The sequence below is a fragment of the Azospira inquinata genome, from assembly GCF_018905915.1.
In the GTDB taxonomy this organism is placed as follows: Bacteria; Pseudomonadota; Gammaproteobacteria; order Burkholderiales; family Rhodocyclaceae; genus Azospira; species Azospira inquinata.
In genome coordinates this window covers 1106821-1131528 of record NZ_CP064782.1, presented here as the reverse complement: position 1 = coordinate 1131528, position 24708 = coordinate 1106821, and the positions used below count along the sequence as shown (strand labels likewise).

The following is a 24708-nucleotide window of genomic DNA, read 5'->3' as shown; positions in this document are numbered from 1 at the left end:
TCTCCCTTGGCCGAGAAAAAAGCCGCCCCGGCCCCGGCCAAGAAGCCTTCCAAAGGCGCCGGGGCGCTGCAACAAAAGCTGCGCCGCCTGGGTCTGGTGACCCGGGACGATCTGTTGCTCCATTTTCCCCTGCGTTACGAGGACGAGACCCGGGTGACCACCGTGGAGGAGGCCCCCTGGGACGCCCCGGTCCAGCTCCAGGTGTGGGTGGAGGACGTGGCCATCCACTTCCGCCCCCGGCGCCAGCTACTGGCTCGGGTCAAGGATGCCAGCGGTGAGCTGTGGCTGCGCTTTCTCAATTTCTACGGCAGCCAGACCAAGCAGTTGGAACGGGCCCGGGACGAGGGCCTGCAATTGCGGGTATTCGGGGAAATCCGGGGTGGTTTTTTCGGCCGGGAAATGGTCCATCCCCGCTACAAACTGGTGGCGGAAGGGGAAGCCCTGCCCCAGGCCCTGACCCCCATTTACCCCACCACCGCCGGTCTGGCCCAGTCCGCCCTGCGCAAACTGGTGCTGCGGGCCCTGGGGGAAGCGGATCTGGGGGATTCCTTAAGCGACGCCCTGCGGGAAAAATTTCACCTCATGCCCTTCGGGGAGGCCGCTCGGCTGCTGCACCGGCCCCCCCCGGGAGTGGATGAGCGGGCCTTGCAAGAGCGCCACCATCCGGCCTGGCGACGCATTAAATTCGACGAAGTGCTGGCCCAGCAATTGTCCCTGCGCCGCGCCTATCTGGCCCGGCGGGAAAAGGGGGCGCCCCGGCTGGCGGCTTCCGGTGAGCTGGCCCGCCAGCTCCTGGCCCGTCTGCCTTTCCGCCTCACCGGCGCCCAGGACCGGGTGTGGCGGGAGATTGCCGCCGATCTGGCCCAGCCCTATCCCATGCAGCGCCTGCTCCAGGGGGACGTGGGCAGCGGCAAGACCATCGTGGCTGCCCTGGCCGCCTGCCAGGCCATGGAAAGCGGCTATCAGGCTGCCTTCATGGCCCCCACGGAAATCCTGGCGGAACAGCACTTCCAGAAGCTCTCGGCCTGGCTGGAGCCCCTGGGCATCCGGGTGGCCTGGCTCTCCGGCAGCCTGAAATCCGCCAAGAAAAAGGCGGCCCAGCAACAGGCCGCCGCCGACGCCCAGCTCATTGTGGGCACCCACGCCCTGATTCAGGAAGGGGTGGATTTCGCCCGCCTGGGCCTGTCCATCGTGGATGAGCAGCACCGTTTCGGCGTGGCCCAGCGCCTGGAATTGCGCAAAAAGGGTTTGAATCCCCACCAGCTCATGATGTCCGCTACCCCCATTCCCCGGACCCTGGCCATGAGCTATTACGCCGACCTGGACGTGTCCGTGCTGGACGAGCTGCCCCCCGGGCGCACCCCGGTGCGGACCAAGCTGGTGGCCGATGCCCGCCGGGACGAGGTGGTGGCCCGGGTGCGGGACGGGGTGACGGACGGGCGTCAGGCCTACTGGGTCTGCCCCCTCATTGAGGAAAGCGAAAAGCTGGATCTTCAGGCGGCCATGGACACCTACGCCGCCCTGGTGGAAGACCTGCCCGAATTGCGCATTGGCCTGGTCCATGGCCGTTTGAAGCCGGAGGAAAAGGCGGCGGTGATGGGGGCCTTCGCCGCCGGAGACATCCAGGTCCTGGTGGCCACCACGGTTATCGAAGTGGGGGTGGATGTGCCCAATGCCAGCCTGATGGTGATCGAACACGCGGAACGCTTTGGCCTTTCCCAGCTGCACCAGCTGCGGGGCCGGGTGGGCCGGGGCGTGCACGACTCGGTGTGTGTGCTGCTCTACGCCGGTCCCCTGGGGGAAACGGCCCGGGCCCGGCTGAAAATTATCTACGAAAACACGGATGGTTTTGAAATCGCCCGCCAGGATTTACAGCTCCGGGGCCCGGGGGAATTTGTGGGCAGCCGCCAGAGCGGCGTCCCCCTCCTGCGCTACGCGGACCTGGAGCAGGACCAGGATCTGGTGGAGGCCGCCCGGGGCCTGGCGGAAAGCCTGCTGCGTCAGGCCCCCGAGGTGGCGGCCCGCCACCTGCGGCGCTGGCTGGGCAGCCGGGAAGAGCTGCTGAAAGCCTGAGGGGGCGTGGCTCGGCGGGCGGCGGGCCGGCCCGTTTGTTGACCCGCATCAAAGAACGGGAGGGGCCGGGGGGTAGGATGAAATCGTTGGTTGGCCTAGGCAAGCGACAACACACGCACTTTCGCAAAACCTAAAAAAAGGACCACCCATGATTATCGAACTCGACGGCGATCTCCTTCTTTCCCAAGCCCAGGCTATTGCCCACGGCATAGCCCCCAACGACAACTTCGACAGCGGTCTGGCTCTCAGTCTGCGGGAGCGGTGGCCGGCCCTGTACAAGGATTTCCGCCACTATTGCCATCTCCATTCCCCCCGTCCCGGGAGCCTCTGGGCCTGGAGCGGGGTGGGCGGGCCCCGCATCGTCTGCCTTTTCACCCAAGCCGGTAGCGACAATCCGGGGGGCAAACCGGGCAAGGCCACGGTGGAAAATGTGCGCCACAGCCTGAAAGAGCTGGCCCGCTGGCTGGCGGCGGAAAACATCCAGTCCCTGGCCCTGCCCCGGTTGGCCACGGGGGTGGGCGGCCTGGATTGGGCGGCGGTACAGCCCCTGGTCGCCCAGGCTTTGGCGGACTATCCGGGTAAGGTGTATGTCTACACCACCTTCCACCCGGACGTGGCGGGGGCGGAAGCCCGGGCCTGAGTCTCCGGGGAGGCCAGGTCTCCCTGGGCTGGCTTCGGCGCGATGTTGATTCCAACGGGGGCCCGGCATTGCCGGGCCCTTTTCCTTGGCCGTTCTTCCGGTCTGGCGCCGGACCTTGGCTCCGCTGCCGGAAGACCGAAGCGGGCGGCCTTTCCTTATTTCGGAGGATTTTCCTATGCAAGCCGATGACATCAAAACCGTAGCCCTGGTGGGGACGGGGGTGATCGGGGCCAGCTGGGCCGTGGCTTTTCTTGGTGCCGGGCTGACGGTACGGGCCACGGACCCGGCCCCCGGGGCCGAAGGCCGGTTGCGGGACTTTGTCGCCCAGGCCTGGCCGGACATGGTCAGCCTGGGGCGTCATGGCGGGCGCAGCCTGGAAGCAGCCCAGGGGGCTTTGGTGTTTTGTGCCGATGGAGGGGAAGCGGCCCGGGGCGCGGATCTGGTGCAGGAAAATGCGCCGGAGCGCCTGGACGTGAAGCGGGAAACCTATGCTGCCCTGGAAGCCGTGCTGGCGCCCCAGGCCCTGATTGCCTCCTCCACTTCCGGCATTATGCCGAGCCAGCTCCAGGCCTCTTTGCAACATCCGGAACGCCTGCTGGTGGGCCATCCCTTTAACCCGCCCCACCTCATTCCCCTAGTGGAGGTGGTGCCTGGGCAGGCCACCACCGAGCCCTATGTGACCCTGGCCATGGATTTCTACCGCCGCCTGGGCAAGACCCCCATCCGCCTGCGCAAGGAAGTGGTGGGCCATATCGCCAACCGGCTGCAGGCGGCCATCTGGCGGGAGGCGGTCTATCTGGCCCGGGAAGGGGTAGCCTCGGTGGAAGACATTGATTTGGCGGTGGCCGCCGGGCCGGGGCAACGCTGGTCCATCATGGGCCCCAGCCTGACCTTCCATCTGGCCGGCGGCCAGGGGGGCATGGCCCACTTTCTCGACCACCTGGGCCCAGCCATGGAAACCTGGTGGGCCGCCTTGGGGGAAGTTCATCTGGATGAACCTACCCGGGCCATGCTGGTGGATGCCTTCGGTCCCCCGAATCCGGACCAACTGGCCCGGGCCGTGGCCCATCGGGATCAGGCCCTGCTGCGTCGCCTGAAGGCCCTGGCGGCGGATCAGGCGGATACTGGGAAATAAACGGCGGGGCGGGTGTTCTGCCCTGTTTTCGAAGAGAAGGCCGGGGCGGCGAAATGTTCTCCGCCCCGGTTTTTGCTTCGGCGGGAGCCTAAGCCTGGAGGTGCTTTTCTTCCACCATGCGGTCGAAGAGGGCCAGGAGCCGGTCGCTTTCCCCTTCCAGAACGGTCATGGCCGCCAGGATTACGGCCTCGTCCGGAATTTCCTTGCCCCCTTCCGTGAGGGCCAGGCGCACCTGTTCCCGAATCCGGGCTTCCGGGGCCTGCATGGCGCCGAAGGCGGCGGTGTCGCCGAATTCCCGTAGCCCTTCCTCGGTGCGCCAACTGCTCAGGTCGGAACTCATTTCGTGGGTCTGGCCTTCTTCTAGGGAGGTGTAGGTGAGCTGCTTGCGCATGATGTGGCCCACCTTCTGCAAGGTGGTCTGGGATTTGTCCCGCACCCGCACCACCCGACGCAGCACCTGATCCGAGCTTTGGGCCAGGGTTTCAAAGCGCTGCCGGAAAGATTCCACCGAATCCTTCACCGTATCTGCCACCGAGCCCGCCTTGCCTGCCCGTTGCTGCATGTCGTCGATGCGGCCGGAGAGGGTGGCGAGAATGCCCTGCACCTGGTTGGCTGTGCTCTTGCTCCGCTCCGCCAGTTTGCGCACCTCGTCGGCCACTACCGCGAAGCCCCGGCCCGATTCCCCGGCCCGGGCCGCTTCAATGGCCGCATTCAGGGCGAGCAGGTTGGTCTGGTCCGCAATGGCAGAAATGTCCGCCAGGGAGGTTTCGATGCCTCGCCATTCGGTGGCCAGGGCGTGGCTGGCCTCGTTCATGTTATTGACGGAATGGACGATGGTGTCCAGCTCCCCGGACAGTTCCTGGGCACTTTCCAGGCTGGCCCGGGCGCCGGAGGCGTTGTCCCGGGTAATGTCTGCCACCTGCTCCATGGCATGACTGATTTCCGTTAGATCGTTCTGGCTGCCGGACAGGTTGTTGCGCAGATGGGGATTGTTCAGGGCCGCCAGCTGGGAGGCGAGCCGGTTACGATGCACAAAGGCGCTGTTGTCCGCCATGGCCTGGATGGACTGATTCATGCCCTTCAGGGATTCGGCCAGAATGCCCGGCAACCCGGCGCTGATGGGCCGCCGGCTGTAATCCCCGGCACTAACCCGACGGAAGCAGGTGTTGATTTCCTTAAAGTAGGTTTCGATCAAATCCAGCAGATCGTTCAATTCCCAGGCCACCAGCCCCACTTCCCCCATGTCCCGGGTATGCACCGCCCGGTGGTGGAATTCCCCCTTGCCCGCCAGCCCCAACTGTTCATGGAGGGAGGAGAGCAGGGAAAAAATCCGGTGCAGATTGCGCCAGACGTAAAGGGCCAGACCGATGGACAGCAGGGCCAGGAACACGCCCACCACCATGTGGGCTGGACCGGGTAGCAGCAGTTCCGTGGCTACATACAGCACCATCATGGTGTTGAAGGCGATGAGCCAGTAGCCGATCTGGGTTTTGAGGAAGGGTGGATATTTCCGTGCCGTGCTCATGACCGTCCTCCCGCCTTACAGCCCAGGGCATCCCCATTCAGTTGCAGGACAAATTGTTCATAACTGATCTGGCGCTGGGCCATCTGTTCCTCCAGCCAGGCGACGGAAGCATCCGGCCCGGCGGATTTGCCCGCCTGGGCCTCGATGTCGCACATGGCGCGATACAGGGGAATCACCGTTTCCACCGCCGCCCGCAGGGGCGGGCGGCGTACCGAGTAATAGCCCACCAGTTGCTTCTGGGCATCGTAATCCGGGGTGATATTGGCGAAGACCCAGTAATAGTTGCCGCTGGCGGTGAAGTTCTTCACCAGTCCGAAAAACTCATTGCCCCCTTGCAGGGTCTTCCACATCAGGCGAAACACCCCCCGGGGCATGTCCGGGTGTCGGATGATGTTATGGGGTTGGCCCAGCAACTGGTATTCCGCATATTCCGCAATGCGCATGAATACCCGGTTGGCGTAGGTGATGTGACCGCTAGGATCGGTCTTGGTGACGATGAGCTCATGGGGTTGCAGCTTCACCTCATGGCTGTTCGCAGGCACAGCTCTTGGCATGGGATCGTGCTTTCGTAGGTAACCGGCTCATGAGGGGCTTGTCAGCAACGCAACAAGCCCTTAATCGGAAGAGTGTAACCCAATGGGGCCTCTAGGCTATTCGCCATAATTAGGGAAGAACCAGCAGGGACGGCCTTCTCCAAGGGATGCCCCGGTATGGGGTGCTCAGAAAGAGCAGGAATAAACCAGTCCCGAAGGGGCAAGGAGGGAAAAGGGCTACAAGGAGAGGCTGGGCCGGGCCAGAAGCAAAGAGGGCATCGCGGTCTTACCCGGGGCCCTGACCCCAACTATTAGCAGCCCTTGGTATTCAAAGTCACCACCGGCGGCGTGGTGCCGTTATAGGTGTATTGCACCGAGCAATACATGGGGTCCGTGGCGTCTTCCAGGCGCCAGCCCGCGTCCCCGTTGGGAATGGAGCCATTGCCATAGCCGTAGAAATTGAACTGGCCATTTTTGACCGCCGCCGTGGATAAATAGCAGCCATCATTGGCTGGGGCTTCCATCCCCAGTTGGGTGGCCCCGATGCCATCGCACCACCGGTCCGGATAGCCGCTCCAGACCCGCACCTGGGAGCCGTCCGTCATGGTGACCCAGGTAATGTTGGTCTCTTTCCCCACCGTGCCCGCCCCCCGCACCGCAATCAGGGAATTCACAATGCCCATGGCCGAATTCACCGATCCCCCCAGCCCCTTCACCGCCGCCGCCCGGGCGGCGGATCGGTAATCCGCATAAATGGGCAGGGCCACCGCCGCCAAAATCCCCAGGACCAGAATAGAAATGACCAGCTCCACCAGGGTGAAACCGGCGTTCCGTAAAGGCCCGACCCTCCCCTGACCCGCGCTGCGGCTGGAGCCGAGAAAAGCCGGTGAGGGGGAAAGGGGGAAGCTGATAACGCTATTTGCAGGATAGGAAGTAGAGGGAAAGCCCATGCCGAGCCGTTGATGATCGAAAAAACGGATTCATCATAATAGGAACGGTCTTCTGGTGCCAGGGTGGTGGCTGGCCATCGGTTGGGTGGCAATATTGTGGCTTGGTAATACTCGCCCTTTGGGGACTACCAAGCTTGGAGGATTTGCCGGAAGGTGCGGCTCCTTTGAGGAGGCGAGGTCTGGATAGGTCACGGGGTACAATCGACTCCCGTATCCGTTTGCTTGGCAATTACAAGAACAATGACCATTGACCAGAACCAGATTGAATCCCGCCTATGGGCGGCTGCTGACCAACTGTGGGCCAATACCGGCCTGAAACCCGCTGAATTTTCCAATCCCGTTCTGGGGCTGCTCTTTCTGCGTTATGCCGAGAAGCGTTTTGGGGAGGCTGAGGCAAAGCTGATCCAGCGCGGTATGGACCCCAGCGAAATCGAGAAATTCGATTATCAGGCGGAAGGGGCGCTGTACCTTTCCCCTCAGGCCCGGTTTTCCTATTTGCTGGATCTGGCCGAGGGCCTGGATGTGGGGCGAGCCGTCAATGAAGCCATGGCGGCGGTGGAGCTGGAGAACGAAGAGCTGAAAGGTGTCTTGCCCCGCTCCTACGGCAAGCTCCCCAATCCGGTCCTGATCGAGCTGCTGCGCCTGATGAACGACCTGGGCAAAATCGAAGGGGACGCTTTCGGCAAAATCTACGAATATTTCCTGGGCAAGTTCGCCCTGGCGGAAGGTCAGAAGGGGGGCGTGTTCTACACCCCCACCAGCATCGTCAAACTTATCGTCGAAATCATCGAGCCCTTTCACGGCAAGATTTTTGACCCGGCCTGTGGCTCCGGGGGCATGTTTGTGCAAAGTGCGGACTTCGTGCAGCGTCGTCACAAACGGGCCGGGGAAGAACTCACCGTTTTTGGTACCGAAAAGGCCAATGACACGGTGAAGCTGGCCAAAATGAATCTGGCGGTGCATGGCCTTTCCGGGGATATCCGGGAAGCCAATACCTACTACGAAGACCCCCACCATGCCCTGGGCCGGTTCGACTTTGTCATGGCCAATCCTCCGTTCAATGTCTCGGGGGTGGATAAGGAACGGTTGAAGGACGACCCTCGCTTCCCCTTCGGTATTCCATCCACGGACAACGCCAATTACCTCTGGATACAGCTTTTCTACACAACCCTAAGCGAATCGGGCAGGGCGGGTTTTGTCATGGCCAACTCGGCGGGGGATGCCCGGGGGACGGAGCTGGAAATCCGCAAGAAGCTGATCCAGACCGGGGGCGTGGATGTGATCGTCTCGGTGGGCTCCAACTTCTTCTACACGGTAACCTTGCCGTGTACCCTGTGGTTCTTCGATAAGGCCAAGACCAGAGGAAAACGCAAGGATCAAGTGCTGTTCATCGATGCGCGGGGTTACTACCGGCAGGTCAGCCGTGCGATCCGTGACTTCCTGCCAGAACAGATCGAATTTCTCTCCAACATCGTGCGGTTGTGGCGTGGAGAGGCCATCGAGACTGGTGCAGGTAGTCAAGAAATGCTCCAGCAGCAGTTCCCGGAAGGGGTCTATCGGGACATCGCTGGGGTGTGCAGAGCAGTGAACCTCGCCGAGATTGAGACGCAAGGTTGGAGTCTCAATACAGGACGCTATGTTGGGGTTGCAGATAAGGGGGCGGACGACTTTGATTTTGTTGAGAGATTTGAAGCATTGACGGAAGAGTTGGAGTTGCTGAACTTCGAAGCTGGCGAATTGGAAAAAGCCATTAGTGACAACGCATCAAATCTTCTCTCCATTTCGGCCTCATGAAGAAAACTGGCCATACAAAGGTGCAATTAGGAGAAATTGCTACTGTTTTCTCCGGGTTTGCATTTAAGAGTTCCGACCTCGGAAGTAGTGGAATACCCGTGATCAAGATTGGGAACATCCAAGCTGGGTGCGTCCAGTCTCGCTGTGCGGACCATTTCCCGAGAGAGCTTTTTACCGGCAAATTAAACCGATACGTTTTACAGCAGGGAGACAGCTTAGTTGCTATGACCGGAGCCGGAAGTGTAGGCAAGTTTGGTCGGATGCTAAAAGTTTCACAACGGTTTTTGGTCAATCAGCGTGTTGGAATTATTCGACCTGATAAGGCCAAGTGTGATCCGGCCTTTGTTTTTTATGTTCTGTCGCTGCCGAATTATGAGAAGACCTTGTATGCCCAAGGACTTGGAGCCGGACAGCCAAATGTAAGTGCAAAGCAAATATCTGATCTGGAGGTGCCGTTCCCTCCATTGAAAACTCAACGCTGCATCGTCTCCATCCTTTCCGCATACGACGACCTGATCGAAAACAACACGCGACGGATCGCCATCCTTGAGGAAATGGCGCGGAGAATCTACGAGGAGTGGTTCGTCCGCTTCCGTTTTCCGGGGCATGAACAGGTGAAGATGGTGGAGTCGGAACTGGGGTTGATCCCGGAGGGGTGGATTGCAGGAAAGCTCGGGGAGCACTTGATATCGATTGAATCAGGGAAGCGTCCCAAAGGGGGAATTTCCGAAATAGACGAAGGGGTGCCAAGTATTGGGGCTGAAAACGTGATTTCGATTGGTCGCCACAATTTCGATTCTGAGAAGCTAATTTCCAAGGAGTTTTTCGCCTCGATGAAAAAAGGGGTTGTCGCTGATCGAGATGTCGCTGTCTATAAGGACGGAGCCTACATAGGAAGGTCAACTTACTTCAGAGACTCATTTCCTCATCGTGTCTGTGCAGTCAACGAACACGTCTTTCTTCTCCGCTCATCGGGAATTCATCTGACCCAGAACCAACTGTATCTTTGGTTACAGCGCACTGAAACGGTAGATGCCATTCGAGCAACAAATGCGAATGCCGCTCAGCCCGGTATCAATCAAAAGACAGTGAGTTGGCTCTCGTTGGTATTACCAGATAAAAATCTTGCAGCATCTTTCGATAAGACCGTAGAGCCAATGCTTGCGTCCATAACAAACCTTGCGAAGAAGAATCGAATTCTTCGGCAAACAAGAGACCTCCTGCTCCCCAAGCTCATCTCCGGCGAACTCGACGTTTCTACCCTACCTGAACCTGAGGAGGCCGTCGCGGCATGACTAATGTTCTCACAGCCAAGGAAGTCACAGCCACCTACGGGGAACTGGCTCTGGTCGAGCTACCCGCGATCAACTGTTTTGCATCCCTTGGTTGGGAGACGGCTAACCTCTACAACGAGACCTTCGGCCCGGACGGCACGGAGGGCCGCAAGTCTGCCGCCGAAGTCATCTTCGTGCCTCGCCTTCGCAAGGCGCTGGAACGCATCAACCCCGGTTACCCGGCCTCCGCCTACGAACAGGCCATCGAGCAACTGACCGAGGATCGCTCCAAGCAGATTCCGGTCAATGCCAACCAGGCCTTCTACAAGCTGTTGCGGGACCGGGTGAAGGTGGAGGTCCCCGATAACGAAGGCAACCCCCTGACGGTGGAACTTTCTGCCATCGACTGGAACCGCCCGGAGAACAATGACTTTTTCCTGGCCCAGCAGATGTGGGTGTCGGGGGAGATGTACAAGCGCCGCTGTGACCTGCTGGGCTTTGTCAATGGCATCCCGCTGGTCTTCATCGAACTAAAGGGGCCCCATGTGCCCCTGAAGTCTGCCTACGACGACAACCTGAAGGACTACAAGGGCCAGAGCATTCCCCAGTTGTTCCACCCCAATGCTTTCATCCTGCTTTCTAATGGCTTGCAGACCCGGGTGGGGACCCTGACTAGTCCCTGGGAGCACTTCTTCGAGTGGCGGCGCATTGACGATGAAGAGGAGGCGGGCTCCACCAGTCTGGAGACGGCCATTCGGGGGCTTTGTGACAAGAGGCGCCTGCTCGACCTGGTGGAGAACTTCACCCTGTTCGAAACGGCCCGGGGTGGTTTGATCAAAAAGGTGGCCAAGAACCACCAGTACCTGGGGGTGAACAAGGCCATTGCCCAGATGCGCAAGCTGCGGGAATCCGGGGACGGGGAAGCGGCGAAAAAGCTGGGGGTTTTCTGGCATACCCAGGGGAGTGGCAAGAGCCTTTCTATGGTGTTTTTTACCCAGAAAATTTTGCGTACCCTGCCGGGAAAGTGGACCTTTGTGATTGTCACGGACCGCTCCGAACTGGACGATCAAATCTACAAGACCTTCACGGCCACCGGCGCCATTACGGGGGCGGAAGTTCAGGCCAACAGCGGGGAACATCTGAAGCAGCTCCTCTCCCAGGACCACCGCTATGTCTTTAGCCTCATCCAGAAATTCCACACGGATAGGGGGGAGACTTATGCCCAGATTTCCGACCGCAGCGACATCATTGTCATTACCGATGAAGCCCACCGCAGCCAGTACGACATCTTTGCCCTGAACATGCGGAATGCCTTGCCCAATGCCGCTTTCCTGGGCTTTACCGGGACGCCGCTGATTGCGGGGGAGGAGGAGCGTACCCGGGAAGTGTTCGGGGATTACGTTTCGGTCTACGACTTTGCCCGCTCCATCGAAGACGGGGCCACGGTGCCGTTGTATTACGAGAACCGTACACCCGAGCTTCAGATCACCAACAAGAATCTCAACCGGGATATGGAGAAGCTCCTTGAGGCGGCGGAACTGGACGAGGCCCAGGAGAAGAAGCTGGAGCGGGAATTTGCCCGGGAGTATCACCTGATTACCCGGGATGATCGACTAAATGCCATTGCCGCCGATCTGGTTAAGCATTTCCTTGGCCGGGGTTACCGGGGCAAGGCCATGATGGTCTGCATCGACAAAGCCACGGCGGTGCGCATGTACGACAAGGTGCAGGCCTGCTGGAAGAAACAGTTGGCCGATCTGCGCGAGCAACTGAAGACAGCCACCGGGGATGCCAAGGAGGTGCTGGCGGAAAAGATTATGGTCATGCAGACCACCGATATGGCGGTGGTGGTGTCCCAATCCCAGAATGAAGTGGAAGACCTGAAGGCCAAGGGGCTGGACATCGTTCTCCACCGGCAGCGGATGCTGAAGGAGGACTTGGACGAGAAATTCAAAGACCCGGAGAGTTCTCTCCGTCTGGTCTTTGTCTGTGCCATGTGGATTACCGGCTTTGATGTGCCCACCTGTTCCACCTTGTACCTGGACAAGCCGATGCGCAATCACACCCTGATGCAGACCATTGCTCGGGCCAACCGGGTGGCGCCGGGCAAGAGTGCCGGTCTGATTGTGGATTACGTGGGTATCTTTCGTAACCTACAGGATGCCCTGCGTATCTACGCCAAGCCCAACCAGCCGGGACAATTGCCGATCAAGGACAAGGGGGCGCTGGTCGAACTGCTGGATGGCTTGCTCAAACAGGCGGAAGCCTTCTGTGCGCTCCTGGATGTTGATCTCAAGCAGCTGGTCAGCATCCCCCCGGAAAAACGTTTGGAAGCATTGCAGAAGGCCATGGACGCTATTCTTGCCGCCGGGGAAGATAAGGTTAGGGCCTACTTGCTCTTGGCGGGGCAAATAGCGCGTGCCTTCCAGGCCATTTTGCCCGATGGCGCGGCGAATGCTTATGCCCCCATGTCGGTGTTGATCTCTTACCTGGGAGCCATGATCAAGGCGTTGCGCCCCGTCCCTGATATTTCCGGGGTGATGAGCGACTTGGAAGCGCTGCTGGATAATTCCATCGCCACCGAGGGGTATCACATTGGGGGGCGTCCTGCCGCTGAAGGTCTGATTGATCTGTCCCAAATCGACTTTGCCGCCCTTCAAAAAAAGTTCGAGGCAGGCCAGAAGGCCACCGAGACCGAAAAACTGAAGGGACAGATCGAGCGAAAGCTGGACAAGATGGTCCGTGAGAACAAGGGTCGGATCGACTTCATGGAGAAGTTCAAGAAGCTGATCGAAAGCTACAACGCCTCCAGTCACAACCTGGAAAGCTTTTTCAAAGAGCTGATGGACTTTGCCCAGACTCTGACCCAAGAAGAACAGCGGGCACACCGGGAAAATCTCTCTGAGGAGGAACTGGCTATCTTTGACCTGCTGACCCAGCACGAACCGGAACTGAGCGATAAGGACAAGAACGAGGTGAAGAAGGTGGCCAAGGACCTGTTGGCCAAGTTGAAGGCGGAGAAACTTGTCCTGGATTGGCGCTTGAAGACCCAGACCAAGGCGGATGTGGAGCGCACTATCCGTGATTTCTATATTCATCTCCCCAAGTCCTATACCCCTGATCTGAAGAAGGACAAGCGGGTGAAGACCTACGCCCATATCTATGAGAACTACTTCGGGGCGGGGCAGAGCATCTACCAAAGCATGTCCGCGGGGCGCCCTTGAAGGGAATCTGTGGCCTGTAATGACAGGTGCGCGGGGGCTCTGCAAATGAAAAAAGCCGCTGATCCTTGTGGATCAGCGGCTTTTGGCATTCTTGGTGGTGATGGGCAGAATCGAACTGCCGACCTATGGGTTATGAATCCATCGCTCTAACCGACTGAGCTACATCACCTTTTTTCCTTTGCGCCCGGGAGGGCGGCAGACGGAGGGTGCAGATTCTATCTGGGGCGGGGGCGGCAGGTCAAGGTTTGGGCGCGGGGATGGCGTAAAAATCCGGGGGCGGGGCGGTGGGGGAGGGGGATTGTGTATAATTATTCAATCGTTTAGTCCAAGGAGTCCGGCTTGCGGACAGGGTTGCGTCGCCTGTTGTGCCTGATGGGGCTGTGTCTGGCCCTGGGGGGCGGCTGTCTGGGGGTACAGGCCCAGACGATTGTGCGCCCCATTCCGGTGACGGCGGCCTTCGGCAAAATGTCGGCGCCGGCCAATGGCTACGTGACCATCGACAAATATACGTACCACCTGGCGCCGGGTCTGGTGATCCGGGATCAGAACAATTTTCTGGTGCTGGTGGGCGCGCTGCAAAATCTGAACGGCACCCTGTACGTTCGTTATTTGACGGACATGAACGGGGATGTGCAGCGGATTTGGATTTTGACCAACCAGGAACTGGCGGTGCTGGACCCGAAGCGGATGCCGCCCCAGCCCCTGCCTCTCCCCTCCAACCGGACCACCGCCGCAACGGCGACCTGGAACTAGGGGCCGGTGCTCCCGTTCCAACGGCTTTGTTTTTCCCTTTCTGTGTAGAAACCCTGTGGCGAAAAAGCTCTATATCAAAACCTTTGGCTGTCAGATGAACGAGTACGACTCGGACAAGATGGCCGATGTGCTTAACCAGGCGGGCGGGATCGAGAAAACCGATAACCCGGAAGACGCCGATATCATTCTCTTCAACACCTGTTCCGTGCGGGAAAAGGCCCAGGAAAAGGTGTTTCACGACCTGGGCCGGGTGCGCCACCTGAAGCAATCCAAACCTGATCTGGTGATCGGCGTGGGGGGCTGCGTGGCCAGTCAGGAAGGGGAGGCCATTGTGGCCCGGGCCCCGTACGTGGATGTGGTGTTCGGGCCCCAGACCCTGCACCGGCTGCCCCAATTGATCGCGGATCGGCGTACCAAGGGCCGGGCGGCGGTGGATGTGTCCTTTCCGGAAATCGAAAAATTCGATGCCCTGCCCCCGGCCAAGACGGAAGGGGCCAGCGCCTTCGTTTCCATCATGGAAGGCTGCTCCAAGTTCTGCACCTACTGCATCGTGCCCTACACCCGGGGCGGCGAAGTATCCCGCCCCTTTGAGGACATCCTCACCGAAGTGGCCGGGCTGGCGGAGCAGGGGGTCAAGGAAATCACCCTCCTGGGCCAGAACGTGAACGCCTACCGGGGCCAGGTGGGCGGCTCGGAAGGGGAAACGGCGGATTTGGCCCTGCTGATCGAATACATCGCCGACATGCCCGGGGTGGAGCGCATCCGCTACACCACTTCCCATCCCCGGGAAATGACGGCCCGGCTTATTGAAACCTATGCCAAGGTGCCCAAGCTGGTGTCCCACCTCCACCTGCCCGTGCAGGCCGGGGCGGACCGGGTGCTGGCGGCCATGAAGCGGGGCTACACCACCCTGGAATACAAGAGCGTGGTGCGTAAGCTGCGGGCCGCCCGGCCCGACCTGTCCCTGAGTTCCGATTTCATCGTGGGTTTCCCCGGGGAAACGGAAGCGGACTTTGAAAAGACCATGAGCCTGATTGAGGAGCTGAATTTCGACACCTCCTTCAGCTTTGTGTACAGCCCCCGCCCGGGCACGCCGGCGGTGGAACTGGCCGACGATACGCCCCAGGACGTGAAGTTAAAGCGCCTGATGCGGCTGCAAAAGCAGATAGAGGCCCAGGCCATGGCCATTTCCCAGACCATGGTGGGCTCGGTGCAACGGGTGCTGGTGGAAGGGGTTTCCAAGAAAGATCCAGGGGAGCTGGCGGGGCGCACGGACAACAACCGGGTGGTCAATTTCGTCGGCAATCCCCGGCTCATCCACCATTTTGTGGAAGTGGCCATTACCTCGGCCCTGCCCCACTCCCTGCGGGGGGAGATTGTGACCCGGGAGCGCGAGGCCTGAACGGCATGACAGATAAGGAACAAGGACGATGAGCCCCCGTGGCAGCGCCAAAACGGGGGCGGCCAAGGCCCGTCCCCTGGAAGTCATTCTCGACCCCCTGGACAACACCCAGCTGTCCAACCTCTGCGGCGCCCTGGACGAAAACCTGCGCCAGATCGAAACCGCCCTGGATGTGACCATTGCCCGCCGGGGAGAACGCTTTACCCTGCGCGGCGAGGCAGAGCACACCGCCCGAGCGGCGGAGGCCCTGCGCCATTTCTACGACCGGGCGGCGGACGGCCTGACGGTGGACGACGTGCAGCTGGGGCTGGTGGAAATCCTTAACCGGCCGGTGCGGCGCCTCTCCGCCCCGGCGGCTCCGGCGCCGGCGGTGGGCACCCCCGCCCTGGTGACCCGCAAGACCGAGCTCCATGGCCGCACCCCCCGCCAGGTGGAATACCTGAAAGCCATCCAGGAACACGACATCACCTTCGGCATTGGCCCGGCGGGCACGGGCAAGACCTATCTGGCCGTGGCCAGCGCCGTGGATGCCTTTGAGCGGGATCTGGTGGAGCGCATCGTCCTTACCCGTCCGGCGGTGGAAGCGGGGGAACGGCTTGGTTTTCTCCCCGGGGATCTGGCCCAGAAGGTGGATCCTTATCTGCGCCCCCTCTACGACGCCCTTTACGACCTCATGGGCTTTGACCGGGTGACCCGGCTCTACGAAAAGGGCGCCATTGAAATCGCCCCCCTGGCCTTTATGCGGGGCCGCACCCTGAACCACGCTTTCATCATCCTGGACGAAGCCCAGAACACCACGCCGGAACAGATGAAAATGTTCCTGACCCGCATCGGTATCGGCGCCAAGGCGGTGATTACGGGGGACCTGACCCAGGTGGATTTACCCAAGGGCCACAGCAGCGGCCTCAAGGAAGCGGCCCTGATCCTCAAGGACGTGCGGGGTATCGCCTTTACCCAGTTTCTCAAAGAAGACGTGGTGCGCCATCCCCTGGTGGCCCGCATCGTCTCCGCCTACGAAGACCACACCCGGAAGCAAGCCTCGTGACCCCCAGCCGCCGCCTCAATCTTTCCGTGCAATACGTCATCCGCCCCGAGGACGTTCCCGCCCGTCCGGCCATTTTCCGCTGGGCCCGGGCGGCCCTCAATGTGGACGGCATGAAGGGGGGCCAGATTACGGTGCGCTTTGTGGCCCCGGAAGAAGGCCGGGACCTGAACCGGGACTATCGGGGCAAGGACTACACCACCAATGTGCTGTCCTTCCCCTATGACCAGGAGCCGGTGGTCTTTGGCGACCTGGTCATCAGCCCGGACGTGGTGCGCAGGGAAGCGGCGGAGCAGGGCATCCCCACGGAGGCTCACTACGCCCACCTGGTGGTGCATGGTATGCTGCATTTACAGGGCTACGACCACGAAAACGATCAGGAAGCCGAAGTCATGGAGGGCCGGGAGCGGGAAATCCTGGCCACCCTGGGCTATCCCGACCCCTATGCCGCCGAACGCGGCGAGCCTCCCGACCAGGCGCCTTCCCTTCCCCGATCAGAGAGCCGCTAAATCTCCATCATGGACAGTTCCCCCAGTACCCCCAAACCCACTTTTCTTGAACGCTTGTCCTCCCTCCTGTTGCGGGAGCCGGAGGACCGGGAGCAACTCCTGGAATTGCTCCATTCCGCCTTCGAGCGCAGCCTGCTCGACGCGGACGCCCTGACCATTATCGAAGGGGCCCTGGCCGCCTCCGAAACCGCCGTGCGGGACGTGATGGTGCCCCGGGCCCAGATGGATTTCCTCACCCTGGATCAGCCTCTGCCGGCCCTGATTTCCACGGTCATTACCACCGCCCACTCCCGTTTCCCCGTGGTAGGGGACAACAAGGACGACATCCTGGGCATCCTCCTGGCCAAAGACCTGCTGCGGGCCTTTGGCGACCCGGCCTTCGCCCTCCGGGACTGGCTTCGTCCCGCCGTCTTTATCCCCGAATCCAAGCGTCTGGACGTGCTGCTCCGGGAATTCCGGGTCTCCCACAATCACATGGCTATTGTGGTGGACGAATACGGCGGCGTGGCTGGCCTAGTGACCATCGAGGATGTGCTGGAACAGATCGTGGGGGACATCGAAGACGAATACGACTTCGATGAGGACAAGGACAACATTCTCCAGGACCAGTCCGGCCGCTACCGAGTCAAGGCCCAGACCGAGATCGACGCCTTCAACGAAACCTTCGGCACCCATTTCGAGGATCAGAGCTGCGATACGGTGGGGGGGCTGGTGATGGCCGCCCTGGGCCGGGTGCCCAAGCGCAATGAGGTGCTGGAGCTGGAGGGCTTGAAATTCCAGGTGCTGCGGGCGGACAGCCGGCGCCTCTATACCCTCCTGGTGGAACGCCTGCCCCGGACGGAAGCCCCGGCTGCCTGATTTCCCCCGGCGGCCCCTTCCGGGTATCCTGCCGGGCGCAGTGGCGGGAGCGCTCCCGGTGGCCGGGAACCCGGGGCCGGTGGTTTCCCCGCCTTTTCAAACGTTTTCCGAATTCAGAAGAGTGTTGCCGTTCATGGCTGCCATTCCCCGTCGTCGATTTTTCAGCGTGGCCACCTGCGGCCTGGGTGCCATGGCCGTGGCCGCCTTTGCCCCCTTCGGCTGGTTTCCCCTGGCCTGGCTGGCCTGGGCCGGTTTCTATCTGTTCGTGTCCCGGGCCGACAGCCCCCGGGAAGCGGGCTGGCTGGGCTTTACCTTCGGCTTTGGCCATTTCCTCGCCGGGGTTTCCTGGGTTTACGTGAGTCTTCACGACTTCGGTGGCATGGCCCTGCCCATGGCCGCCTTCGCCAGCGCCTTGCTGTGCGCCTATCTGGGCCTTTTCCCCGCCCTGGCCGCCTGGGGCCTGGGGCGCCTGAAGGGCCGGGGGCTGGGACCCTGGGCTCTGGTGTTCGCCTTCGCCGGTCTCTGGACCCTGACCGAATGGGCCCGGGGCTGGTTCCTCACCGGTTTCCCCTGGCTCAGTCTCGGCTATTCCCAGACCCCCCCCAGTCCCCTGGCCGGGTTCGCCCCGGTGCTGGGGGTCTATGGCATGGGCCTGGTGACCGCCCTGCTGGCCGCCTGCGCCGCCGAGGTGGTGGCTTCCCGGCGCTGGACCATGCTTCTGCCCGTGGCCCTGATCCTGGGGGGCGGCTATGGCCTGACCCGGGTGCCCTGGGTCCATCCCGTGGGGGCGCCGGTACGGGTGGCCCTGCTCCAGGGGAATATTGCCCAGGATATGAAGTGGCAGCCGGAACGATTTTACGATTCCCTGGAATCCTATCTGCGGCTGGTGCTGGAAAACCCGGCCAAACTCACCGTGCTGCCGGAAACGGCGCTGCCCGCCTATTACCAGCAGTTGCCTCCGGAATTTCTCTCCGACCTGCGGGATCTGGTCCATCGCCAGAAGGGGGATGTGCTGGTGGGGGTGGTGTATGGGGAAGGGGAGCGCTACACCAACAGCGCCGTGAGCCTGGGGGCTTCCCCCATGCAGCGCTATGACAAAGCCCATCTGGTGCCCTTCGGCGAATACATTCCCCCGGGCTTCGCCTGGTTCCTGGACATGATGCACATGCCCATGTCCGACTTCACTCCGGGCCAGGTGGGGCGTCCCCCCCTGGCCCTGGCCGGGCAGCAGGTGGCGCCGGATATCTGCTATGAGGACGGCTTCGGCGAGGAAATCCGCCAGGCCCTGCCCCGGGCCACCCTGCTGGTGAATATGTCCAACACCGCCTGGTTTGGCCGTTCCCTGGCCCAGCCCCAGCACCTGCAAATTTCCCGCCTGCGGGCCATGGAAAACGGCCGCCCCATGCTGCGGGCCACCAATACGGGCATGACCGCCATCATCACCCCGGATGGCCGGGTCCAGGACCAGCTGCCCCCCTTTACCCGGGGCGCTCTGGTGGGGGATGTGCAGGGCTACCAGGGGCTCACCCCCTATGCCCGCTGGGGCAATGTCCTGATGCTGATACTGGCCGTGCTCTGCCTGCTACCCGGGGTGCTGGGCTGGGGCGACCGGCCGACCGGTTCTGCCCGCTAAAGGGCGGCGGGGCCCCTGCCCCTGCCCCCATGGGGCCGGAGCCTACCCCGGCGCCGTTCCCGGGGTGAGCGGACTCCTCGGCCCCGTTTCTGCCTGCTGGCGCTTAGGTTCGGCAAACCGGGCCCGACAAGGTAAAATCCTCCGTTTCACCAAATCTCACCGGGCAAACCATGCCAACTTTTCAGGAAGTCATTCTGCGGTTGCAGAATTTCTGGGACAAGCAGGGCTGCGCGCTGCTCCAGCCTTACGATATTGAGGTGGGCGCGGGCACTTTCCACACCGCCACCTTCCTCCACGCCGTGGGCCCCGAACCCTGGGCTGCCGCCTATGTCCAGCCTTCCCGCCGTCCCAAGGACGGCCGCTACGGGGAAAATCCCAACCGGCTTCAGCATTACTACCAGTATCAGGTGGTGATCAAACCCTCTCCCGACAATATTCAGGAACTCTATCTCCAGTCCCTGGAAGCTCTGGGCATCAATCTCCAGGAACACGACGTGCGTTTCGTGGAAGACGACTGGGAATCCCCCACCCTGGGTGCCTGGGGTCTGGGCTGGGAAGTCTGGTTGGACGGCATGGAAGTGACCCAGTTCACCTACTTCCAGCAGGTGGGCGGCCTGGACTGCAAGCCCGTGCTGGGGGAAATCACCTACGGCCTGGAGCGGCTCTCCATGTACCTCCAGGGCGTGGAAAATGTCTATGACCTGGTGTGGGCGAGAAACGGCGACCGGGTCGTGACCTACGGGGACGTGTTCCATCAGAACGAAGTGGAACAGTCCAAGTACAACTTCGAGTATTCCAACGTGGAGATGCTCTTCCGCCATTTCAACGAATACGAAGCCGAGGCCAAGCGCCTCATGGAGGCGGGCCTGCCCCTGCCGGGCTTTGAAATGGTCATGAAGTGCTCCCACACCTTCAATCTCCTGGACGCCCGGGGCGCCATTTCCGTCACCGAACGGGCCGCCTATATCGGCCGGGTGCGGGCGCTGGCCCGCCAGGTCGCCCAGGCCTACTACGACTCCCGGGAGGCCCTGGGTTTCCCCATGGTGCGGGCCGGGGAGGGCAAATAACATGAATCAGACCCTGCTCATCGAACTGCGCACGGAAGAACTGCCGCCCAAGGCCCTGGCCCGGCTCGGCGAGGTGTTCGCTGCCGGTGTCCATGCCGGACTTTCCAGCCGTAACCTGACCCCCGCCGGGGGCGCCTATGAATGGTTCGCCACCCCCCGCCGCCTGGCCATCCAGGTGCCCCAGGTCCTGGTTCAGGCCCCGGACGCCCAGGTGTTCGAGAAAATCATGCCGGTGTCCGTGGCCCTGGACGCCAACGGCAATCCTTCCCCCGCCCTGCTGAAAAAGCTGGCGGCTAAGGGTATTCCGGAAAGCGCCATCCCCAGCTTTGAAAAGCGGGTGGACGGTAAGTCGGAAACCTTCTACTACCAGGCCACCGTAAAGGGGGCCAAGCTGGACGAGGTGCTGGCCGGTATCGTGGCCGACGCCCTGAAAAAGCTGCCTATCCCCAAGCTCATGCACTGGGGCGACCGGGACGTGCTCTTCGTGCGTCCGGTCCATGGTCTGGTGATGCTCCACGGCAACCGGGTGGTGCCCGGGGAAGTGCTGGGCCTGTCCAGCCAGAAGACCACCCTGGGCCACCGTTTCCTCTCCCGGGGGGAAATCACCCTGCCTTCCGCCGACGCCTACGCCAGCACCCTGGAAAATCAGGGCAAGGTCATGGCTTCCTACGCCCAGCGCAAGGCCAACATCGCCGCCCAACTGGATGCCAAGGCCCGGGAACTCCAGGCCACCATTAATCCGGCGGAAGGTCTGCTGGACGAGGTGACGGCCCTGGTGGAATGGCCCGTGGTCTATGTGGGGGAATTTGAGCCCGAATTCCTGGAAGTGCCCCAGGAATGCCTGATCCTCACCATGCAGCAGAACCAGAAATACTTCCCCCTGCTGGACGCCCAGGGCAAGCTGATCAACAAGTTCCTCATCGTCTCCAACATGGCGGTGGCCGATCCCAAGCACATCGTGGGCGGCAACGCCCGGGTGGTGCGGCCCCGGCTGGCGGACGCCCGCTTCTTCTTCAACCAGGACCGGAAATCCACCCTGGCCTCCCGCCTGGAAAAGCTGGGGGCGGTGGTGTACCACAACAAGCTGGGCAGCCAGCTGCAACGGGTGGAACGGCTCGAAGCCCTGGCCCAGAAAATCGCCGTGCGCCTGCAAAGCAACGCCTCCCTGGCGGCCCGGGCTGCCCGTCTGGCCAAGGCGGACCTGGTTACCGACATGGTGGGGGAATTCCCCGAATTGCAAGGCATCATGGGCCGCTACTACGCCCTTCACGACGGGGAAGCGCCGGAAGTGGCGGAAGCCATTGCCGCCCACTACCAGCCCCGCTTTGCCGGGGATGCCTTGCCCCAGGGCAATGTGGCCGCCGCCGCGGCCCTGGCGGATAAGCTGGATGCCCTGGTGGGCTTTTTCGGCATCGGTCAGGTGCCCACTGGGGACAAGGACCCCTTCGGTCTGCGCCGGGCCGCCCTGGGGGTGCTGCGCATTCTCCTGGAAACGCCCCTGCCCCTGGACCTGGGTGAATTGATCCAGGACGCCGCCGCCGGGTTCGTCCCCGGGGTGCTGCAAGGGGACTTTGCTGACCATCTGCTGGACTTCATGCTGGACCGGCTGCGGGGCTACCTGAAGGACGCGGGTTATGCCCAGGATGGGGTGGAAGCGGTGCTGGCCCAGAAGCCCACCCGCATCGACCGGGTGGTGCCCAAGCTGGAAGCGGTGAAGGTCTTCGTCACCCTGCCGGAAGCCCAGGCCCTGGCCGCTGCCAACAAGCGCATCGGCAATATCCTGAAAAAGGCGGAAGGCCCGGTGGGCGAGCCGGATGTGGCCCTCTTCCAGGAAGGGGCGGAAAAGTCCCTGTTCGAGCGGGTGCTCCATCTGGCCCCCCAGATCAAGTCCTTCACTGCCAACGAAGACTACACCGCCGCCTTGAAGGCCCTCTCCGCCGTGCGGGCCGAGGTGGACGGCTTCTTCGACGAAGTCATGGTGATGACGGACGAGCCCCTGGTGCGGGCCAACCGTCTGGCCCTGCTCCAATCCCTGTCCGACCAGCTCAATGCGGTGGCGGACATTTCCCGGCTGGCCGTGGAGAAGTGATATGAAGCTGGTCATCCTCGACCGGGACGGGGTCATCAATTTCGATTCCGCCCAGTTCATCAAGTCCCCGGCGGAATGGAAACCCATTCCGGGCAGCCCGGAAGCCATTGCCCGGCTCAACCAGGCGGGCTACCGGGTGGTGGTGGCCACCAACCAGTCGGGGGTGGGCCGGGGTCTGTTCGACATGGACACCCTGAACGCCATCCACGAAAAAATGCACAAGACGGTCCAGGCCGCCGGGGGCCGCATCGACGCCATTTTCTACTGCCCCCATGCGGCGGATTCCAAGTGCGAATGCCGCAAACCCAAGCCCGGCATGTTTTATCGCCTGGCCGCCTGCTACAACGTGGAGCTGACCGGGGTGCCCGCCGTGGGGGATTCCCTGCGGGACCTCCAGGCCGCTGCCGCCGTGGGGGCCAAGCCCTATCTGGTGCTTACCGGCAAGGGGGAAAAGACCCGGGAGGACGGGGATTTGCCCGAGGGCACGGAAGTGTTCCCCGATCTGGCCGCCCTGGTGGATCACCTGCTGGCCACGGCCCCGGATAAGGGGGAGAAGGCGGAAAAGCCCGAAAAGTCTGACAAAGCCGATAAGGCGGAGAAGGGCGATAAGGCAGACAAGCCTGAGAAAGCGGAAAAGCCTGAAAAGGCAGAAAAAACGGACAAACCATGATCTTTCTCCGCTCCCTGTTGTTTATGGTGGGTGTGGTACCCCTCACCATCGTTATTTCCCTGCTCCTCAACCTGGCCCGGCCCCTGCCGTTCCGGGTGCGCTATCGCATTGGCGTGGCCTGGCGCAAAGGCTTTCTCTGGCTGTCCCGCTACGTGCTGGGCATCCGGGTCAAGGTCAAGGGCCTGGAAAATGTCCCCAAGGAACCCTGCATCGTGCTGGCCAAGCACCAGTCCGCCTGGGAAACCGTGGGCTTGCAGGAATACTTTCCCCCCGTGGTCTTTGTGCTGAAGCGGGAGCTTTTGAGCGTGCCCTTTTTCGGCTGGGGCTTGGCCACCCTGAAAATGATCTCCATCAACCGCCGGGCTGGGCGGGATTCCCTCATGCAGGTGGTGGAACAGGGCCGGGAACGGCTTAAACAGGGCATCGGCGTCATTATTTTTCCGGAAGGTACCCGGGTGGCGGCGGGCAAAAAGGGCCGCTACAAAATCGGTGGCGCCCATCTGGCCATCCATGCGGGGGCTAAGGTGGTGCCCGTGGCCCACAACGCGGGGGAACTCTGGCCCCGTCAGGCTTTCCTCAAGCGCCCCGGCACCATTACGGTGAGCATCGGCCCGGTAATCGATCCCACCGGGATGACGGAAACCGCCCTGAATGCCCAGGTGGAAGCCTGGATCGAAGGGGAAATGGCCCAGATTTCCCGGGGGCACCGTAAATCCCATGGCCGCGCTGCGGAACCAGCCCAGGGGGCCTGAGACCTCCGTGGCCCGGGGCGGGGCGGCGGAAAGCAGCCGCAGCCTCCTGCTGGCGGGCCAGGCCGTGGCCTACGCCCTGCGCCGCAGCCGGCGCCGTTCCATCGGCCTTTCCATCGACCAGCGGGGCCTGCGGGTAGGGGCTCCCCTGAAAGCCTCCCTCACGGACGTGGAGGGGGTGATCCGCCAGCATCAAGCCTGGGTCCTGAACAAGCTTGCCGAGTGGCAGCAGCGGGCGGCGGCCGAGCCTCCCCCCCTGGTGCTGGCGGACGGGCTGAAACTGCCCGTGCTGGGCCAGGAAGCGGAACTCTGGCTGCAACCCGGGCGGCGGGGCGCCCATTGGATTCCCCGGGGCCAGGAGGGGGGCTGGCTGTTGCAGCTGGGCCATCCCCGGGAGCCCCGGGCCGGGGATTTGGCCCGGGTGCTGGAACGGGCCCTGCGCCAGCGGGCCCTGGACTATTTCACCCCCCGGCTGGCCGATTATTGCCAGCGCCTGGGGGTGGCTGTGCCTCCCCTGGCCCTGTCCGCCGCCCGTACTCGCTGGGGCAGTTGCAGCCAGCAAAGCGGCATCCGCCTCAACTGGCGCCTGCTACACTTTCCCCCAGCCCTGGGGGATTACGTGGTGGCCCACGAAGTGGCCCATTTACGGGAAATGAACCATTCCCCCCGGTTCTGGCAGGTGGTGGCTTCCCTTTATCCGGACCACCGTCAGGCCCGGGCCGAGCTGCGCCGCCTGGCCCCGGGCTTGCCCCGCTGGGCCGAACCAACCCTCCGTTGAAAGGAAAATC

The 24708-nt window shown here is 62.1% G+C and carries 19 protein-coding genes, 1 tRNA gene and 1 pseudogene; 17 read left to right on the top strand and 4 right to left on the bottom strand.

Annotation, left to right across the window (positions count from 1 at the left end):
* Positions 1-6 precede the first annotated feature (6 nt).
* The 3 genes from recG (at position 7) to Azoinq_RS05080 (ending at position 3848) form a co-directional block, all read left to right on the top strand.
* The gene (recG, locus tag Azoinq_RS05090) at positions 7-2073 is read left to right on the top strand and encodes an ATP-dependent DNA helicase RecG (protein WP_216131536.1); all 2067 of its coding nucleotides are present in this window, start codon (positions 7-9) and stop codon (positions 2071-2073) included.
* A gap of 148 nt (positions 2074-2221) precedes the next feature.
* Entirely contained in the window at positions 2222-2713 is a 492-nt protein-coding gene (locus Azoinq_RS05085) for a macro domain-containing protein (RefSeq protein ID WP_216131538.1), read from the top strand.
* A 175-nt stretch (positions 2714-2888) separates the two neighbouring features.
* On the top strand, positions 2889-3848 hold the full coding sequence (locus Azoinq_RS05080) for a 3-hydroxyacyl-CoA dehydrogenase NAD-binding domain-containing protein (RefSeq protein ID WP_216131540.1): 960 nt from the start codon (positions 2889-2891) through the stop codon (positions 3846-3848).
* Positions 3849-3936: 88 nt separating this feature from the next.
* Here Azoinq_RS05080 and Azoinq_RS14815 read toward each other — a convergent pair whose 3' ends face one another.
* From Azoinq_RS14815 to Azoinq_RS15065, 3 genes are all read right to left on the bottom strand, one after another.
* Complete coding sequence (locus Azoinq_RS14815) at positions 3937-5373, bottom strand: methyl-accepting chemotaxis protein (RefSeq protein WP_232368565.1); 1437 nt, start codon at positions 5371-5373, stop codon at positions 3937-3939.
* On the bottom strand, positions 5370-5927 hold the full coding sequence (locus Azoinq_RS05070; RefSeq protein WP_216131543.1) for a PAS domain-containing protein: 558 nt from the start codon (positions 5925-5927) through the stop codon (positions 5370-5372). Before Azoinq_RS05070 ends, Azoinq_RS14815 begins: the two co-directional genes overlap by 4 nt.
* 290 nt (positions 5928-6217) lie before the next feature.
* Entirely contained in the window at positions 6218-6718 is a 501-nt protein-coding gene (locus Azoinq_RS15065; protein WP_269751308.1) for a type IV pilin protein, read from the bottom strand.
* A gap of 378 nt (positions 6719-7096) precedes the next feature.
* Here Azoinq_RS15065 and Azoinq_RS05060 point away from each other — a divergent pair, with 378 nt between their 5' ends.
* From Azoinq_RS05060 to Azoinq_RS05050, 3 genes are read left to right on the top strand one after another with little or no spacing between them, the layout of a single operon-like run.
* Positions 7097-8650 carry a type I restriction-modification system subunit M gene (locus Azoinq_RS05060; protein ID WP_216131549.1) on the top strand — a complete coding sequence of 518 codons (1554 nt, stop codon included), beginning with the start codon at positions 7097-7099 and terminating at the stop codon, positions 8648-8650.
* Positions 8647-9945 carry a restriction endonuclease subunit S gene (locus Azoinq_RS05055; protein ID WP_216131552.1) on the top strand — a complete coding sequence of 433 codons (1299 nt, stop codon included), beginning with the start codon at positions 8647-8649 and terminating at the stop codon, positions 9943-9945. Before Azoinq_RS05060 ends, Azoinq_RS05055 begins: the two co-directional genes overlap by 4 nt.
* The gene (locus tag Azoinq_RS05050) at positions 9942-13148 is read left to right on the top strand and encodes a type I restriction endonuclease subunit R (protein ID WP_216131555.1); all 3207 of its coding nucleotides are present in this window, start codon (positions 9942-9944) and stop codon (positions 13146-13148) included. Before Azoinq_RS05055 ends, Azoinq_RS05050 begins: the two co-directional genes overlap by 4 nt.
* Positions 13149-13240: 92 nt before the next feature.
* On the opposite strand, the gene Azoinq_RS05045 is transcribed toward Azoinq_RS05050, so the two are convergent.
* Positions 13241-13317 (bottom strand) — tRNA-Met (locus Azoinq_RS05045).
* A 170-nt stretch (positions 13318-13487) separates the two neighbouring features.
* Here Azoinq_RS05045 and Azoinq_RS05040 point away from each other — a divergent pair.
* The 11 genes and pseudogenes from Azoinq_RS05040 to Azoinq_RS04990 all read left to right on the top strand — a co-directional run bounded on the left by Azoinq_RS05040 (position 13488) and on the right by Azoinq_RS04990 (position 24698).
* Positions 13488-13901, top strand: coding sequence for a hypothetical protein (locus tag Azoinq_RS05040; protein WP_216131558.1), 414 nt, complete (start codon positions 13488-13490; stop codon positions 13899-13901).
* 94 nt (positions 13902-13995) lie between these two features.
* Positions 13996-15303, top strand: coding sequence for a tRNA (N6-isopentenyl adenosine(37)-C2)-methylthiotransferase MiaB (miaB, locus tag Azoinq_RS05035; protein ID WP_232368601.1), 1308 nt, complete (start codon positions 13996-13998; stop codon positions 15301-15303).
* Between the two features lie 28 nt (positions 15304-15331).
* Positions 15332-16348 carry a PhoH family protein gene (locus tag Azoinq_RS05030; RefSeq protein ID WP_216131565.1) on the top strand — a complete coding sequence of 339 codons (1017 nt, stop codon included), beginning with the start codon at positions 15332-15334 and terminating at the stop codon, positions 16346-16348.
* Entirely contained in the window at positions 16345-16854 is a 510-nt protein-coding gene (gene ybeY, locus Azoinq_RS05025) for an rRNA maturation RNase YbeY (RefSeq protein WP_216131568.1), read from the top strand. The genes Azoinq_RS05030 and ybeY overlap by 4 nt, the downstream gene beginning before the upstream one ends.
* 9 nt (positions 16855-16863) lie before the next feature.
* On the top strand, positions 16864-17712 hold the full coding sequence (locus tag Azoinq_RS05020; protein ID WP_216131571.1) for an HlyC/CorC family transporter: 849 nt from the start codon (positions 16864-16866) through the stop codon (positions 17710-17712).
* 133 nt (positions 17713-17845) lie between these two features.
* Positions 17846-19345: an apolipoprotein N-acyltransferase gene (gene lnt / locus Azoinq_RS05015; protein ID WP_216131574.1), complete on the top strand. Its 1500-nt coding sequence runs from the start codon at positions 17846-17848 to the stop codon at positions 19343-19345.
* Positions 19346-19515: 170 nt separating this feature from the next.
* On the top strand, positions 19516-20412 hold the full coding sequence (glyQ, locus tag Azoinq_RS05010) for a glycine--tRNA ligase subunit alpha (RefSeq protein WP_216131577.1): 897 nt from the start codon (positions 19516-19518) through the stop codon (positions 20410-20412).
* Position 20413: 1 nt separating this feature from the next.
* Entirely contained in the window at positions 20414-22501 is a 2088-nt protein-coding gene (gene glyS, locus Azoinq_RS05005) for a glycine--tRNA ligase subunit beta (protein ID WP_216131582.1), read from the top strand.
* A 1-nt stretch (position 22502) separates the two neighbouring features.
* Positions 22503-23033 (top strand): annotated as a pseudogene (gene gmhB, locus Azoinq_RS05000) (D-glycero-beta-D-manno-heptose 1,7-bisphosphate 7-phosphatase); the annotation flags it as partial.
* 134 nt (positions 23034-23167) lie between these two features.
* A complete protein-coding gene (locus Azoinq_RS04995) occupies positions 23168-23923 on the top strand; it encodes a lysophospholipid acyltransferase family protein (RefSeq protein ID WP_216131588.1) in 756 nt (251 codons plus the stop codon).
* Positions 23889-24698: a M48 family metallopeptidase gene (locus Azoinq_RS04990; RefSeq protein WP_216131591.1), complete on the top strand. Its 810-nt coding sequence runs from the start codon at positions 23889-23891 to the stop codon at positions 24696-24698. Before Azoinq_RS04995 ends, Azoinq_RS04990 begins: the two co-directional genes overlap by 35 nt.
* The last annotated feature ends 10 nt before the right edge of the window (positions 24699-24708 follow it).